Source organism: Streptomyces sp. BBFR102 (genome assembly GCF_051397025.1).
Taxonomy (GTDB): Bacteria; Actinomycetota; Actinomycetes; order Streptomycetales; family Streptomycetaceae; genus Streptomyces.
In genome coordinates this window covers 2705543-2721621 of record NZ_CP195757.1, presented here as the reverse complement: position 1 = coordinate 2721621, position 16079 = coordinate 2705543, and the positions used below count along the sequence as shown (strand labels likewise).

8 protein-coding genes and 5 tRNA genes are annotated in these 16079 nt (G+C 71.8%); 6 read left to right on the top strand and 7 right to left on the bottom strand.

Annotated features, from left to right (window positions below; translation table 11 throughout):
* Positions 1-427: 427 nt before the first annotated feature.
* Positions 428-634: a developmental transcriptional regulator BldC gene (gene bldC / locus ACSLIC_RS12045; protein WP_003949541.1), complete on the top strand. Its 207-nt coding sequence runs from the start codon at positions 428-430 to the stop codon at positions 632-634.
* Between the two features lie 1011 nt (positions 635-1645).
* On the opposite strand, the gene ACSLIC_RS12040 is transcribed toward bldC, so the two are convergent.
* From ACSLIC_RS12040 to ACSLIC_RS12010, 7 genes are all read right to left on the bottom strand, one after another.
* Positions 1646-1720: transfer RNA gene (locus ACSLIC_RS12040), tRNA-Asp, on the bottom strand.
* A 135-nt stretch (positions 1721-1855) separates the two neighbouring features.
* Complete coding sequence (gene hrpA / locus ACSLIC_RS12035) at positions 1856-5887, bottom strand: ATP-dependent RNA helicase HrpA (RefSeq protein ID WP_436737667.1); 4032 nt, start codon at positions 5885-5887, stop codon at positions 1856-1858.
* Positions 5888-6134: 247 nt separating this feature from the next.
* Positions 6135-6208: transfer RNA gene (locus tag ACSLIC_RS12030), tRNA-Phe, on the bottom strand.
* Positions 6209-6230: 22 nt separating this feature from the next.
* A tRNA-Asp gene (locus tag ACSLIC_RS12025) sits at positions 6231-6305 on the bottom strand.
* A 36-nt stretch (positions 6306-6341) separates the two neighbouring features.
* Positions 6342-6414, bottom strand: a tRNA-Glu gene (locus ACSLIC_RS12020).
* Positions 6415-6525: 111 nt separating this feature from the next.
* Positions 6526-8103, bottom strand: a complete 1578-nt coding sequence (locus tag ACSLIC_RS12015; RefSeq protein WP_436737666.1) for a metallophosphoesterase family protein — start codon at positions 8101-8103, stop codon at positions 6526-6528.
* 96 nt (positions 8104-8199) lie between these two features.
* The gene (locus ACSLIC_RS12010; protein WP_436737665.1) at positions 8200-8550 is read right to left on the bottom strand and encodes a metallopeptidase family protein; all 351 of its coding nucleotides are present in this window, start codon (positions 8548-8550) and stop codon (positions 8200-8202) included.
* Positions 8551-8646: 96 nt separating this feature from the next.
* Between ACSLIC_RS12010 and ACSLIC_RS12005 the strand changes: the two genes are divergently transcribed.
* The 5 genes from ACSLIC_RS12005 to ACSLIC_RS11985 all read left to right on the top strand — a co-directional run bounded on the left by ACSLIC_RS12005 (position 8647) and on the right by ACSLIC_RS11985 (position 16067).
* Positions 8647-9336, top strand: a complete 690-nt coding sequence (locus ACSLIC_RS12005) for a hypothetical protein (RefSeq protein ID WP_436737664.1) — start codon at positions 8647-8649, stop codon at positions 9334-9336.
* A 257-nt stretch (positions 9337-9593) separates the two neighbouring features.
* The gene (locus tag ACSLIC_RS12000; protein WP_436737663.1) at positions 9594-11675 is read left to right on the top strand and encodes a DEAD/DEAH box helicase; all 2082 of its coding nucleotides are present in this window, start codon (positions 9594-9596) and stop codon (positions 11673-11675) included.
* 389 nt (positions 11676-12064) lie between these two features.
* A complete protein-coding gene (locus ACSLIC_RS11995) occupies positions 12065-15112 on the top strand; it encodes an FG-GAP-like repeat-containing protein (protein WP_436737662.1) in 3048 nt (1015 codons plus the stop codon).
* Between the two features lie 138 nt (positions 15113-15250).
* Positions 15251-15323 (top strand) — tRNA-Lys (locus ACSLIC_RS11990).
* Between the two features lie 159 nt (positions 15324-15482).
* Positions 15483-16067 carry a hypothetical protein gene (locus ACSLIC_RS11985; protein WP_436737661.1) on the top strand — a complete coding sequence of 195 codons (585 nt, stop codon included), beginning with the start codon at positions 15483-15485 and terminating at the stop codon, positions 16065-16067.
* Positions 16068-16079 lie beyond the last annotated feature (12 nt).

Sequence of the window (16079 nt, the reverse complement as noted above, 5' to 3'; positions counted from 1 at the left end):
GGCGTATACCCCAAACGTGAGGGAACCCACGGAGACGGGACCTTGCGCCCTTCCCCCGCCCTCGTGCCAAAATAGGACAAGGAGCCCGGCGCGGGCTCCATTCGCCCAAGTAGGGGCGGATTGCTCACCCTTGCGTCCTTTGGGCGGTGTGGTGGCTCCTGATCGCTCCTGTGACTGATTGTCACGGGGGTGTGACTGTCCGCTATGGCACGGTCCATCGGCTTACCGCCGCTGATGGCCACCTGAGAGGGCAATTCCATCGGTTTGGCCGACGTGGCTGGACGGATGGTGTAGTTGTAGTGCCGAGGACAAGCCGTTCGTCCTATAACCGACTCGACCCGCGTCCGCCATTTCGGGCAACGCGGGTCAAGGTGCAGAATTTAGAGGAAAGAACCGAGAAGGTTCGGTTCTCCCGAGGAGGCCGCTCATGACCGCTCGCACCCCTGATGCCGAGCCGCTGCTGACCCCCGCTGAGGTCGCCACGATGTTCCGTGTCGACCCCAAGACGGTCACGCGCTGGGCGAAGGCTGGCAAGCTCACGTCGATCCGCACGCTCGGCGGACACCGTCGTTACCGCGAGGCCGAGGTCCGCGCACTGCTCGCGGGCATCCCGCAGCAGCGCAGCGAAGCCTGAAAACCGCCTGAAACAGGGCGTTTCCGGGTCCCCCAACCCGGCGTGCGCCCGTCACGGCCTCGCACAGCACCCCATAGCTCCACACGACGTGGCGGTCTGCCCCAACGGACCCCGTCCCCCGTGCTCCACGGGTAAGTCGTTCTGATCGCGCTGGACTCCGCCGGGTCCAGCGCGATCTTCTTTGTGTCCGGAGCCTTGCCCGGGCGTCCTCGCCGACGCTTCCGGATCGCCTCGGCCCTTTGTGCCGGCACACCTCGCACCTGCGCGAATCTGTCCCGTACGGGTCTCCTCGGGGACTTCGCGGGCGGGGTCGGCGAGGGTGGGGCCCGGGCCGGGGGCGGCTCCTCGCGGAACTCGCCGGTAGCCGCCGAGGGCAGTGCAATTGCACATATTAAATTGATGGGGTGTATGGGGTGGTTAAAGGGGACCTCTTCAAAAACTCTTTCGGTGACACCCGTCACAGGCCGCCCGCCTTGTCCGAGGGAGGGCGGTTGCACTAATGGGGCCCGCCGCCCTGAGCGGCATCCGCTCACCTTCCCTCCCCGGGGCGGTCGGCGCCCCGCGTGCCGTCGCTCCTCGTCATCCCGGGGGTGGGGCCTTCGCGCGTACGGACGTGCCGGGCCTCCGCCGGCCGTCGTGGCCGCCGGCCCGCCGCGTACCGGCCGGTGCGCGGGCACGTGCCCGCGGTGGCGTCCGGGTGAGCGTGGGGGTGGACGCGCGTGACGCGGGCGAGCGGCCAACCGGCCCTGGACGCCCGCGTACAGCCCGGAGGCGGCTCCGCACGGCGTTCGTCCGTGCGGAGCACGCCGGGGGCCTCGGCGGACGGCAGAGCGGCTGTGACGGAATCCGGCACGGGTCACCTCCCCGGGGCGCGCGACGCACCCGCGCCGGGCCCCGCTGCCTGAGTACCGGCGCCCGCGCGGACCGTCAAGGCGGCGCGCCCCCCGCCGGCAACACCCGGGCAGGACAACGAAGAAGGCCCCACATCCGAAGATGTGGGGCCTTCTGCTGCGGTCCTGACGGGATTTGAACCCGCGGCCTCCACCTTGACAGGGTGGCGAGCACTCCAAACTGCTCCACAGGACCTTGCTGGTGCGCACCGCCCGTTTCCGCGCCGTGCTGCGTGACAGGACTGTACCCCAGTCCCGGCCCGCCACGCGAACTCGCTCTGCGCGACCGCACGCTCACGCTCCCAGCTCCCCTCCCGCGGGTCCGCCGCCCTCACGGAGCCGCCGCGTCCACCGCCTTCACGATGCGTTTGTCGGAGACCGGGTACGCCGTGCCGAGGGCGTGCGCGAAGTAGCTGACCCGGAGTTCCTCGATCATCCAGCGGATCTCCAGGACCTCCTTCGGTACGGGTCTGCCCTGCGGCATCTGCTCCAGCAGCCAGGCGTACTCGTCCTGCATCTCCTTGACCTTGGCCATCCGCGTCGTGTCGCGCTGCACCCCGGTCGGCATCTGCGCCAGGCGCCGGTCGGCCGCGACCAGGTAGCGCTTGAGGTCGCCGAGGCGCCCGAGGCCGACCTCCGTGACGAAGCCGGGGTGGATCAGCGCCGAGACCTGCTCGCGGACGTCGGCGAGGTTGGCGAGCAGCGCCGGCGAGCGGGTCGACTTCAGCCGCCGCTCCACCGCGCCCCACGCCGCCAGCACCTGCTGGACCTGCTGGATCGCCCGCAGCGTCGTGTCGACCAGGTCGGCGCGCACCTTCTCGTACAGCTTCCGGTACGCCTCCTCGTCCCAGGCGGGCCCGCCGTGGTCGGCGATGAGGCGGTCGGCGGCGGCCGTCGCGCAGTCCTCGAAGAGGGCCTGGACGGAGCCGTGCGGGTTGGCCGAGAGGTTGAGCTTCTGCTGGTTGGTCAGCCGGTCGGCGGCGAACTTGGCCGGGTTGACCGGGATGTTGAGCAGGATCAGCCGCCGGATGCCGCGCCGCATCGCCTGCCGCTGCTCGGCGGGCGAGTCGAAGAGGCGGACGGCGACCGAGGAGCCCTTGTCGACCAGGGCCGGGTACGCCTTGACGGGCTGGCCGGCCCGGCGGGTCTCGAAGACCTCGGGCAGCGCGCCGATCGTCCAGTCGGTCAGGCCCGTCCGCTCGATCGAGGGGCCGCCGGAGCGTTCGGCGGTGGCCGCGGCCGCCTGGGAGAGGGCCTGGCGGGCCTTGGGGCGCAGCTGGAGCTTGAGCGCCTGGAGGTCCTTGTCCTCGGCGAGGGTGCGGCGCCGCTCGTCGACGATCCGGAAAGTGATCTTGAGGTGGTCGGGGACCCGCGAGGTGTCGAAGTCGTCACCGGTCACCGGGACGCCCACCATCCGCTGCAACTCCCGGGCGAGCGTCACCGGCAGCGGCTCCTGGAGCGGGGCGGCGCGTTTCAGGAACGCCTGCGCGTAGTTGGGCGCGGGCACGTAGTGGCGGCGGACCGGCTTGGGCAGCGAGCGGATCAGTTCGGTGACGACCTCCTCGCGCAGGCCGGGGATCTGCCAGTCGAAGCCCTCGTCGGTGACCTGGTTGAGCACCTGGAGCGGGATGTGCACGGTGACGCCGTCCGCGTCCGCCCCCGGCTCGAACTGGTACGTCACCCGGAACTTCAGCTCCCCCTGCCGCCAGGAGTCCGGGTAGTCGGCCTTGGTGACCGTCCGCGCCGCCTCGGTCAGCAGCATCGACCGCTCGAAGTCGAGGAGTTCGGGCTCCTCCTTCTGCTTCCGCTTCCACCAGGAGTCGAAGTGCGCGCCGGAGACCACGTCGGCCGGCACCCGCTGGTCGTAGAAGTCGAAGAGCGTCTCGTCGTCCACCACGATGTCGCGTCGCCGCGCCCGGTGCTCCAGCTCCTCGACCTCGGTGAGCAGCTTCCGGTTGGCGGCGAAGAACTGGTGGTGGGTGCGCCAGTCGCCCTCGACCAGGGCGTTGCGAATGAAAAGGTCCCGGGAGACCTCCGGATCGATCCGGCCGTAGTTCACCTTCCGGTGCGCCACGATCGGTACGCCGTACAGCGTCACCTTCTCGTAGGCGACCACGGCGGCCTGATCCTTCTCCCAGTGCGGCTCGCTGTACGTCCGCTTCACCAGGTGCTCGGCGAGCGGCTCGACCCATTCCGGTTCGATCCTCGCGTTGACCCGCGCCCAGAGCCGGGAGGTCTCCACCAGCTCGGCCGACATCAGGAACCGCGGCGGCTTCTTGAACAGCGCCGAACCGGGGAAGACCGCGAACTTGGCGCCCCGGGCGCCGAGATACTCGTTCCGGCCACCGCGCGCGCCGTCGCGCCCCTGTTTGGCGGCGGAGGCGGCGGGGGTGGTCTCCTTCACGTCCTTCATGCCGATGTGCGAGAGCAGACCGGAGAGCAGCGAGATGTGGATCGGCTCGTCCGCCGCGTCGTCCTCGCTCAGCTCCAGGCCCATCTGCCGGGCCACCGTGCGCAGCTGGGTGTAGATGTCCTGCCACTCGCGGATGCGCAGGTAATTGAGGTACTCCGCCTTGCACATGCGGCGGAACGCCGAAGACGACCGCTCCTTCTGCTGCGCCCGCAGGTAACGCCAGAGGTTGAGATAGCTGAGGAAGTCGCTGGTCTCGTCCTTGAAGCGGGCATGCTGCTGGTCGGCCTGGGCCTGCTTCTCGGACGGCCGCTCGCGGGGGTCCTGGATCGACAGGGCCGCCGCGATGACCATGACTTCGCGGACGCAGCCGTTCCGGTCGGCCTCCAGCACCATCCGGGCCAGCCGCGGGTCGACCGGCAGCTGCGCCAGTCGGCGACCGCGCTCGGTCAGCCGCTTGCGCGGGTCCTTCTCCGCCGGGTCGAGCGCGCCGAGTTCGGTCAGCAGATGCACGCCGTCGCGGATGTTGCGGTGGTCCGGCGGGTCGATGAAGGGGAACTTCTCGATGTCGCCGAGGCCGGCCGCCGTCATCTGGAGGATGACCGAGGCGAGGTTGGTGCGCAGGATCTCCGCGTCGGTGAACTCCGGCCGCGCGAGGAAGTCCTCCTCGGAGTAGAGCCGGATGCAGATGCCGTCCGAGGTACGCCCGCAGCGGCCCTTGCGCTGGTTGGCGCTGGCCTGCGAGACGGGCTCGATCGGCAGTCGCTGCACCTTGGTGCGGTGGCTGTACCGCGAGATGCGGGCGGTGCCCGGGTCGATGACGTACTTGATGCCGGGGACCGTCAGCGAGGTCTCGGCCACGTTGGTCGCGAGCACCACGCGGCTGCGGACCCCCGGGCCGGGGCGCTGGAAGACGCGGTGCTGCTCCTGGTGGGAGAGGCGGGCGTAGAGCGGCAGGATCTCGGTGCCGCGCAGGTTCCGCTTGGCCAGCGCGTCGGCGGTGTCGCGGATCTCCCGTTCGCCGGAGAGGAAGACCAGCACGTCGCCGGGGCCCTCGGCCTGCAGTTCGCCGACGGCGTCGCAGATGGCGGTCACCTGGTCGCGGTCGGCGTCCTCGCCGCCCTCCTCCAGCAGCGGCCGGTACCGCACCTCCACCGGGTACGTCCGCCCGCTGACCTCGATCACCGGCGCGGCCGCGTCCTCGCCGGCCGGCTCGCCGCCGACGGTCGCCATCCGCGGGCCGAAGTGGCGCGCGAACCGGTCGGTCTCGATCGTCGCGGAGGTGATGACGACCTTCAGATCGGGCCGGCGCGGGAGCAGCTGCGCCAGGTATCCGAGGAGGAAGTCGATGTTGAGGCTGCGCTCGTGGGCCTCGTCGATGATGATCGTGTCGTAGGCGCGCAGCTCGCGGTCGGTCTGGACCTCCGCGAGGAGGATGCCGTCGGTCATCAGCTTGATGAAGGTGGCGTCCTGGCGGACCTGGTCGGTGAAGCGCACCTTCCAGCCGACCGCCTCGCCGAGCGGCGTGTCCAGCTCGTCGGCGATCCGCTCCGCCACCGTGCGGGCTGCGATCCGGCGCGGCTGGGTGTGGCCGATCATGCCGCGCACGCCCCGGCCCAGCTCCAGGCAGATCTTGGGGATCTGCGTGGTCTTGCCGGAACCGGTCTCGCCGGCGACGACGACCACCTGGTTCTCCCGGATCGCGTCGGCGATCAGGTCCTTCTTCTGGCTGACGGGCAACTGCTCGGGATAGCTGATCTCCGGCACACGCGCCCGGCGCTCGGCCATCCTGGCCGCGCCCTTCTCCGCCTCCGCCCTGATCTCCTCCAGGACGGCCGCCCTGGATTCCGGCTTACGTATACGGCGGGTGCCCTCCAGGCGACGGCCGAGCCGGTGCGCGTCGCGCAGCGACAGCTCGGCCAGCAGAGGGTGGAGGTCGGAGATCGTAGACATACCAGTCCCAGGATCTCACCCCGGCGCGGAAAGTGGCGACCCAGTTTCCCAGCAGGACCGACCGCCGACGCAACAACGGCCCGGCAGGCGTCTGAGGCCATCTTGAGCCGGTGCTGGAGATGCACCTTGGCCATCAACAGCCTGGCCGGCGTTTGAGGCCACCCACCCCGGCCGGACGACGGCCGAAACTCGGGGGCAGCCCGCGCAAGCAAAAGGCCCCCCGTCCGAGAACGGGGGGCCTCACCTGTGGCTGGGGCCGGGATCGAACCGGCGACCTATCGCTTTTCAGGCGATCGCTCGTACCAACTGAGCTACCCAGCCACGCGACCTCGAAAGGTCAGCGCGGTCCTGACGGGATTTGAACCCGCGGCCTCCACCTTGACAGGGTGGCGAGCACTCCAAACTGCTCCACAGGACCAGAGGTGTGTGAGACGAGTCCCACACGGGTGTTGCGTGCCCCCAACGGGATTCGAACCCGTGCTACCGCCTTGAAAGGGCGGCGTCCTGGGCCACTAGACGATGAGGGCTAAGAGGCCCGCCTGGGCGCTGTGTCAGCGCGTCGGGGACGTGAGAAGCATATGGGATGGCGACCCCGATCGCCAAAACGCTTTTGCCCGCGCCCGCGGAGCCGGCCCCGGCTACTGGTTCGGCCGGGGTGCGGGCGGCTTTGGGGACGGGCTCCCCGGCCCGCCGGGCGAGGGCTCCGCACCCGGCTGGTTCTCCTCCGGGAGGTGGCGGCTGACCTCGGCGGTGCTCAGGCCGAGCCCGCCGAGGCTTATCTCGTCCCATGCCTGGAGGCGCTTGGTGTCACGGTCCAGGTAGAGCACCGAGGCCATCATCGGGTCCGGGGTGTCCTGCTCGACGGCGCGCAGGCCGCTGCCGCCGGTGGAGCCCTCGACGCGCAGCCGGGTGCCGCCGGGCAGCAGCTGGGTGCTGCGGTGGTGCAGGTGTCCGGCGAGGACCAGCGGCACCTCGCCGTCGGTCTCCTCGGCCGCGACCGGGTTGTGCGCGACGGCGATGTCCACCGGCGCCCCGGCCGCCGCCTGCCGGCGCAACTCGGCCGCCAGCTTCCTCCCGGCCGCCGCCTCCCCGGGGTCGCCGGCCGCCTTCTGGCTTCGGTCGGGGGTGTACGCGGGGTCGCCGATGCCCGCTATCCGCAGCCCGCCGACGTTCACCGCCCTGCCGTCGTCGAGCACCCGGACGTTCTCGAACTCGCCGAGGTAGCGCTGGGTCGCGGCCGAGTCGTGGTTGCCGCGCACCCAGACGTACGGGGTGTCGAGGCGGCTCACCGGGTCGAGGAAGGCGTTCTCGGCGGCCGATCCGTGGTCCATGGTGTCGCCGGAGTCGACGATCACGTCGATCTCGTACTGCTCCACCAGCGACTCGACGATGTGCCAGGCGGCCGGGTTGAGGTGGATGTCGGAGACGTGCAGGACCCGCAGGGTGCCGGGGTCCGGCTGGTAGGCGGGGAGGGTGGAGGTGGCGTCGTAGAGCTTGGTCATGTTGGTGACCAGGCGGGCCAGCTCCTTCTGGTAGACGTCGAACTCGCTGACGATCGACCGGGCGTTGCCGACCACCGAGGGGGCGCTGGTCAGCAGCCCGGAGAACTTCGGCTCCAGGACCGACTTCGGGTTCCAGGTGGCGTACGCGGCGACGCCGCAGGAGGCCAGCAGGGCGAGGGAGAGGCCGCCGGCGGCCAGGGCGCGGCGGGGGCGGCGGAAGACGATCAGGCCGAGCGCCGTGGCGCCGACGGCGACGGCGGCGACCGAGCGGAGTGCGAGGTCCAGGGTGCCGTCCTGGACGTCGGCGGCGACCTCGTCGCCGAGCTGGGAGAACAGCTCCGGGTTCTGCACCAGGGCGGCCGAGCGGTCCGGGTCGAGGCGGTCCACGTCGACGTCGAGGCGGAGCGGCGCCACGTGCGAGTCGAGCGTCAGGTCGCCGAGCGGCGAGACGTTGATCTTGGTGCCGCCGGTGAGGGAGGGGCGCAGGGTCAGCCGGGTGTCCATGGGGCCGACGGGGGCGCGCACGCCGCCCACCGCGAGCAGCCCGAGCCAGGCGCCGAGCAGGACCACGGCGGTCAGCGCGGTCCAGCGGCGCAGCGGCCCGGGTTGCGGGCGGACGGGCAGGAGGGGCGCGGTACCGGTGCGGCTCTTCGGGGCGGGGTGTCCGCGGTGGGCACGGGTCCGCCGGGGGTGTTCCTCCGTCGCGTCGGCCATGCCCGGCGCCTGCCCATGGCGGGGCCCGGGCATGCCTCGCGCCGGGCTCTCCCACGGGCGGGCGCCGGTTTCGCGGGGGCCCGGCGCCAGGGGCGGTCAGCCCCAGCCGAGTTCGTGGAGGCGGTCGTCGTCGATGCCGAAGTGGTGCGCGATCTCGTGGACGACGGTCACCGCGACCTCGTCCACCACCATCTCCGGCGTGTCGCAGTAGCGCAGGGTGGGGCCCATGTAGACGGAGATGCGGTCGGGCAGCACGCCCGCGTACCACTCGCCGCGCTCGGTCAGCGGCGTCCCTTCGTAGAGGCCGAGGAGTTCGGGGTCGGACGGGTCGGGTTCGTCCTCCACGAACACGGCGACGTTGTCCATCACGCGGGTCAGCTCGGGCGGGATCTGGTCGAGGGCCTGGCTCACCAGTTCCTCGAAGGCATCGCGAGTCATTTCCAGCACGCCGCCATTGTCGCCCGCGAGCCCGTCTCCGTGTCCTGCGCGGCGCGAGGGGAGTTGGGCAGGGGAGTTCCGCTCCGAACGCCGGGAGGCCCTGAAGTGCACCAGTTGTCCCGTCCCGTCCGTCTCCTCGCCGCCGTGGCGGCCCTCGCCTCGGCGAGCGGATGCGTGAGCGTCGGCGAGGAGACCGGTGACGCCGCCCCCGCCCCCTCCACGGCCTCCCCGGAGAACGGCAGGCCGGCCCCCGACGGCGGCACGGAGTACGGCACCGGCGGCAGCGGCTTCCACGGCGGCCACGGCGTCGGCCGCGAGGGAGGGGCGGGACCGGTCACGGACGGCGGGCGGGAGGATCGGGTCGAGGACGGCCACCGCGTCCGGGACCACGACGGCAGGGTGACCGAGCCGACCGACGCGCCCTCCGGGCCCACTCCTTCGCCCCGGCCGCCCGGTGCGGGTGATCCCGGACCCGGTGGGCCCGGCGGCGGTACCGCGCCCACCCCGTCGGGGGGACCCGGTCCCGAGCCCGGTCCGGGCACTCCGCCACCCGAGGAGCCGGGGCCGGGCCCCGAGCCGGGGCCGACGCCGCCGCCGGGGGAGGAGGGGCCCGGGGAGTCCGGCGGGGGGACCTTGCCGAAGGCCCCGGAAGGCGACGGGCGGAGCGGGCCGGCCGGGACGCCGTCGCTGTACCGGCAGGTGGTGGAGGCGGCGCCCGGGGCGGCTCCCGGGAAGGAGGGCGAGGGGAGCGTGCAGGCCGCGCGGGGCCCGGTGGAGAGTCCCGTGGAAGGGTGACGTACCGCTCCGGGCTGCGAGTTTGCCACGACGGGGGAGGGGTGCGTATGGTGGTAGATCGTTTGATCCCATTTGCCCGGCGCACTGTTTCTCCCCGCTTTCATCCGAAGGGGAGGGGCCGACCAGCGCCGCGTGGCGCGTTCTCTTTTCCTAGCCGTGGCCGGACCGCACTGAGGCGGTCGATTGCGACTTCATCAAGTTGCGACTTCACGGAGTAATGGGCGCGTGCCGAGACTCCGGAAGGTTTCGCATTTCGCATGTCCGTTTCCAGCACTGACCACACCGTCCTGCCCGAGCAGTCCCAGCTGCGGCACGACGACATCCCGGCCGCCGAGGCCATCACCCCCGAGGCCGTGACGGCCGAGATCCCCGCCGCCGAGCTGCCCGAGACCGCGCAGGCCGACGCCGCCGACGTGGCCGATGTGGCCGACGCCGCCGATGTGGACGACGCCGACGCTGTCGCCGCCGAGGCCGACTCCGCCGCCGAGGACGAGGCCGACTCCGAGGACGACGGCGTGACCTTCGCCTCCCTCGGTCTGCCCGAGGGCATCGTCCGCAAGCTCGCCCAGAACGGCGTGACCAAGCCCTTCCCGATCCAGGCCGCGACCATCCCGGACGCGCTGGAGGGCAAGGACATCCTCGGCCGCGGCCGCACCGGCTCCGGCAAGACCCTCTCCTTCGGTCTGCCGCTCCTCGCCACCCTGTCGGGCGGCCACACCGAGAAGAAGAAGCCCCGCGGCGTCATCCTGACCCCCACCCGCGAGCTGGCCATGCAGGTCGCCGACGCGCTCCAGCCGTACGGCGACGTCCTCGGCCTGCGCATGAAGGTCGTCTGCGGCGGCACCTCGATGGGCAACCAGATCTACGCCCTGGAGCGTGGCGTCGACATCCTCGTGGCCACCCCGGGCCGCCTGCGCGACATCATCAACCGCGGTGCCTGCTCGCTCGAGAACATCGAGATCGCCATCCTCGACGAGGCCGACCAGATGTCGGACCTGGGCTTCATGCCCGAGGTCACCGAGCTGCTCGACCAGGTGCCCGAGGGCGGCCAGCGCATGCTCTTCTCGGCCACGATGGAGAACGAGATCTCCAGCCTGGTCAAGCGCTACCTGAAGAACCCGGTGAGCCACGAGGTCGACGCCGCCCAGGGCGCCGTCACCACCATGAGCCACCACATCCTCATCGTGAAGCCGCGCGACAAGGCCCCCGTCACGGGCGCCATCGCCGCCCGCAAGGGCCGCACGATCATCTTCGTCCGCACCCAGCTCGGCGCCGACCGCGTCGCCGAGCAGCTGCGCGAGTCCGGCCTGAAGGCCGACGCGCTGCACGGCGGCATGACCCAGGGCGCCCGTACGCGGACGCTGGCCGACTTCAAGGACGGCCACGTCAACGTCCTCGTCGCCACCGACGTCGCCGCCCGTGGCATCCACGTCGACGGCATCGACCTGGTCCTCAACGTCGACCCCGCCGGCGACCACAAGGACTACCTGCACCGTTCGGGCCGCACTGCCCGCGCCGGCCGCTCCGGCACCGTCGTGTCGCTGTCCCTGCCGCACCAGCGCCGCCAGATCTTCCGCCTCATGGAGGACGCCGGCGTCGACGCCACCCGCCACATCGTGGGCGGCAGCGGGGTCTTCGACCCGGAGGTCGCCGAGATCACCGGCGCTCGTTCGCTCACCGAGGTCCAGGCCGACTCGGCGGACAACGCCGCCAAGCAGGCCGAGCGCGAGGTCGGCGACCTCACCCGCCAGCTGGAGCGTGCCACCCGCCGCGCCGCCGAACTCCGCGAGGAGGCCGAGCGGCTGACCGCCCGCGCCGCCCGCGAGCGCGGCGACGACCCGGAGGCCGCTGTCGCCGAGGTGACCGAGGCCGCCAAGGCCGAGGTCGCGGCCGAGGCCGAGGCGGCGCTCGCCGCCGAGGAGCGCGAGCGCGAGCGCAGCAACTTCCGCCGGGACGACCGTGGCGGTGACCGTCGTGAGGGCGGTTTCCGTCGGGACGACCGGGGTGACCGTGGTGGGGACCGTGGTGGTTTCCGTCGTGACGACCGCGGTGGTGACCGTGGTGGTTTCCGTGGCGGTGACCGTCGTGAGGGTGGCTTCCGCCGGGACGACCGCGACGACCGTGGTGGCTTCCGCCGCGACGACCGCCCCTCCGGCCACCGTGGCAGCGAGCGCCCCTTCAACCGCGACCGCCGCGACGACCGCCCGACGGGCGGCCACCGTACCGGCGGCGACCGTCCCTACGGCCGTCGTGACGACCACCGAGGCGGCCCGTCCTCCTCGTCCTCGTCCTCCTTCGGCCGCCGCGACGACAAGCCGCGCTGGAAGCGCAACGGCTGATTCCTGCCGGTGACCCCGGCCGGGACGACGTCCCGCCGGTGAACCCACCGGACCGAAGAGCCCGTCCTCTCCTTCCACGGAGAGGACGGGCTCTTCCGTTGTCCCGCGAGAGGCCCGCTCCGCGAACCCCTCCACATCGAGGAGGCTTCGGCCCCTTCCGGCGCAGAGCACTCCGTTTCCAGTGGCCCACACTTTCATCACAAGATCTCCGCTGTTAGCATCCGTCATCACGCGTGGGCAGGGCCGGAGTTGGGCCCATGGGACGAGAACCACGCGGACCGCCGTCCTCTCCGGGCCGCCGGGCAGGCCCCCGCGGAGCCGACGTCGGCCGCAGGCTGCCCCGCCGTCCGGCCGTGGACGGGCCGTATCGCATCCCTGGGGGGATCTCCTTGGCCCAGCACGCCCGCATGCGCCCGACGGTGGCCGCCCTCTGCGCGCTCGCCGTCTCCGCCGGACTGGTGGCGGTCGCGGCCCCGCCCGGTACGGCGGCCGCCGCGCCCGCCGAGGCCGTCATCGACGCGCCGTCCCGTTTCCAGCCACGCGTGGACGAGTTGTTCGTCGCGGGCGAGCAGGGCTTCCTCCACCGGGAGGAGGGCCGCTCGGTGGAGTACACGGAGTACGCCACCGGGGCCACCCGGAAGGCCGAGAACGCGACCTGGTGGAACGGCACGCTCGGCGCCTGGTGGTCGGCCTCCGCCCGCACCCTGGAGCTGCGGCAGTTGGAGGGCACGGCCCCCTCGGTCACGATCGCCCTGCCGAAGAAGCAGACCTGGCAGCGCGGCCACAACGCCTCGACCGTGCTGACCACGAGCCGGGAGACCGGCGATCCGACCGTCATGCACCTGCTGCGCGGATCGGCCGACGGCACGGTCACGGACCAGGAGATCCCCCTCGGCGAGGGCGAGAGCTTCGTCAACGTCCTCGACCAGACCCACGAGTCCGCGGTCATCGGCGTTCGCGGGGCCGACGGGGTGAAGAGGGCCTACCTCCTCGACTACGCGACCGGCACCACCACTGCGCTCTTCACCGGCCTTCCCGCGACGCCCGGCAAGGTCACGCTGACCGATCGCTACGTCGTCGGCTGGGAGCCGAGTTCCCCCGAGGTCCTCACCCTCGACCGCCGCGACCTGGACGAGCCCGTCGTACGCACCGTGGTCCCCGGCCCGGTGAAGACCACGACCAGGCACCAGATGATGCTGGAGGTCTCCGGCGACCATCTGCTCGTCGTGCACCAGGAGGCGCAGCCCGACCACCACATCGGCCAGCCGCTCTCCGCCGTCCGTATCGGCGGCGGCGACCCGGTGACCGTGCTGCCGCACGCCCAGGCCCGGCTGATCCCGGCTCCCGACGGGAGTGCCCTGGTCGCCGGTGGCGGTTCGGTCTCCGACTGGGCGGTCCGCCGGATCAGCGTCAGCGCCGACGGTGAGGCCACCGCCACGCCGGTGCACGCGCTTGAGCCGGTGGCGGGGACGGTGAAGGGCCTCGCCCTCGGCGGCGGCCGCCTGCTGACCGTCGGCACCGACCCGGCCCAGGGCCAGCCCTCCCTCCGCTCCTACGAACTCACCACCTCCGGCGCACCCAGGATCGTCTCGGGCCCGACCACGGTGACCCGCTCCCTCGGCGACTACCGGGCATGCCCCGACGGGGGACCCTCCTGCGCCAGTCTCACGGCGCTGGGCAACGGGTGGGCCGCCCACCCGAGCGGCAACGGGGTCAACGTCCCTCTCGGGCAGAACGTCTTGCGCGGCATCGGCCCGATGAGCTGGGAGCGCCCACAGATCGTCGCCGCCACCGGCCGCCACGTGCTGGTGAAGGAGTGGGACTCCGGCAAGTTCGCCGTGGGCGACCTGGAGGAGTTCTACGACTCCAACGTCATCCACACCTTCACGGCCACCGCTGCCGCGCTGTGGGGCAACAAGGTGTGGAAGCCCGCGACGGCGACCGGCACCGTCGCCGCCTACGACGTGAAGACCGAGAAGACCGCCGCCGCCGTCGACACCGGCTCCGGCTGCAAGCCCACCGAACTCCAGGCGGTCGGGCGCTGGATCTACTGGGCGTGCGGGGGCAAGAAGGCCGGGGTCCTCGACCAGACTCTCGGCAAGAGCGTCAGCGTCCCGGCAGGCGGTGAGCCCCGCCTCGGCGACGGCTTCCTCGTCCGGGCCACCGGGGACGACCTGATGGTCACGGACTTCGCCCGCGGAGCCGGGGCCAAGCCGGCCACGTCCCTGCTGGCCTCCGGCGTCGAGTGGGGGCACGGCATCGGCTGGGCCGTCGACCCGTTCGGCGGCAACGTCGCCCATGTCGACGCGGACCAGCGCATCCACGTCACAGAAGTGCCCGTCCCCCGCTCGCCCGTCACCTCCATCGAGTCCCGCGTCGAGCGGAACTTCGTCCGCGCGGGCGGCACGGAGCCGTGGACCGGCCACTGGCAGCTCAGCCGCCCGGCCGACGCCTGGAAGGTCACCTTCACCGACGTCAGCAAGAAGACCGTCGCCACGGTCAGCGGCACGGCGCGCACCGCCGCCTCGATCTCCGCGACCTGGGACGGCCTCGCCACCGGCGGCAAGAAACCCCGGAACGGCACTCACACCTGGACCGTGAGCGTGAAGGCGGCGGGGGAGCCGTCCTACGTGCCGGTGAAGACCGGCACCGTCCAGGTCAGCGGCGGTACCGCCGGCTACCGTGACGAGCAGGCGGACGGCCGGGGCAATGTCCTGACCGTCAACAAGAGCGGCATCCTCACCTCGCACGACTTCCCCGCAGCGGACGTCCACGACAAGTGGGGCCGCGCCGGCTGGCACACCAAGTACACCTACGTGCCCTTCGGCGACCTGACCGGCGACGGCTGCAACGACCTGCTCGTCCGCAACACGGTCGGCAACCTCCACCGCTACGACGGCGTCTGCGGTCACCCGCCGGCCAAGACCAGTACCCGCACCTCGCTCGGCGGAGGCTGGGAGGCGTACAACGTCCTGACCTCGCCCGGTGACCTCACCGGGGACGGCCTCCCGGACCTGCTGGCACGGAAGACCTCCACCAGCGACATCTGGGTCTTCCCCGGGACCAAGGCCGGCAAGCTGGGCGCCGGCAAGAAGATCCGCACCGCGTGGAAGTCCTACACGCATGTGCTCGGCGCCGGTGACCTCAACGGTGACGGGCACGGCGACGTCCTGGCCCGCGCCAAGGACGGCACGCTCTACCGGTACAACGGTGCGGGCGACGGGACGCTGAAGAGCCGCGCCACCGTGTTCACCAAGTGGGGCAGCACCTACACCCACGTGCTGGGCGTCGGCGACATGACAGGCGATGGCAAGAACGACCTCCTGGTGGTCGACAACAAGGGCGTCGTGTACCGCAACACCGGTAATGGCAAGGGCTCCTTCTCGTCCCGGACCAAGATCACGACCGGGTGGCTGACCTACAAGGGGATCTTCTGACCGGTCCGGCCCGTCCGGTGCCGCGAGCGGTCTGACCACCGCCGCGGTACCGGACGCCCGGATTCGACGGGCGCGGCAGCCGATACCCCATCGGCTCCCGGCCACCGGCGGGCTATGCTCGGGTGTGCCGATCAGCACGGGCCGTTAGCTCAATTGGCAGAGCAGTGGACTTTTAATCCATTGGTTGTGGGTTCGAGTCCCACACGGCCTACCGCTCAACCCCTGGTCAGGGGCTATCTGGCCGGGGGTCATCGCCTTTTTCCGGGCGCTGGCTCCACCCGTGCTCCACTGAGGTGTCGAGCGGGGCGGCCCGACCAGGGTCCGGTGCGGTGCCGACGGCCGGTTTCGTGGTTGTGGAGGTGTGGACCGGATGAATCATGCGCAGATGGTGGCGTTGGGGCGGATGCTCCGGGTGCTCGGTGAGTCGGGCGACGAGCTGCGAGGCGATACGCCCGAGGAGACCCTGCACGAGATCCGCGCCGACCTGAAGCGGGCACTGGACCTGTTGGAGGAGTCCACGGGCCCGGCCCCCACCACGCGCTGTTCCCAGCATCCGTACGGGCCCGTGGACAAGGCGGCCCCGGACGGCTGCCTCCTCTGCGAGACCCGGCGCCGCTCCCACCACCGCTCCGCCTACCGCGACCGCTGGGGCGGCGCCCCCGCCGCCGAGGCCGGCGAACGCCCCGCCCCGGTGCCCTCGCGGTACGGCATCGCCGCCGACACCCCGGAGCCGATGGTCAGGTGGCGTCCTGAGGCGTGGTCGGGGCAGGCGTGGCAGCTCTGCGGCACTCCGCGCCGGGACCAGCGTGAGGCGGAACTCTTCCTCGCCGCCTGCCGCCGCAAGGCCGACCGGGCCGCCGCCTACCGGCTGGTCCGGGAAAGCACCTCCTTCGAGGTCGTGCGGATATGGGGCGAGCCGATCGTGATCCGGCCGGAGACGGGCGGCGGGCTCTAGCTGGGGGGAGCC

What these genes read in the sequence shown, in the direction of transcription:
- ACSLIC_RS12000 (WP_436737663.1), top strand. Translation starts at nt 9,594, where the DNA reads ATGTCCGTTTCCAGCACTGACCACACCGTCCTGCCCGAGCAGTCCCAG.
- ACSLIC_RS11985 (WP_436737661.1), top strand. Translation starts at nt 15,483, where the DNA reads ATGAATCATGCGCAGATGGTGGCGTTGGGGCGGATGCTCCGGGTGCTC.
- bldC (WP_003949541.1), top strand. Translation starts at nt 428, where the DNA reads ATGACCGCTCGCACCCCTGATGCCGAGCCGCTGCTGACCCCCGCTGAG.
- ACSLIC_RS12015 (WP_436737666.1), bottom strand. Translation starts at nt 8,103, where the DNA reads ATGGCCGACGCGACGGAGGAACACCCCCGGCGGACCCGTGCCCACCGC.
- hrpA (WP_436737667.1), bottom strand. Translation starts at nt 5,887, where the DNA reads ATGTCTACGATCTCCGACCTCCACCCTCTGCTGGCCGAGCTGTCGCTG.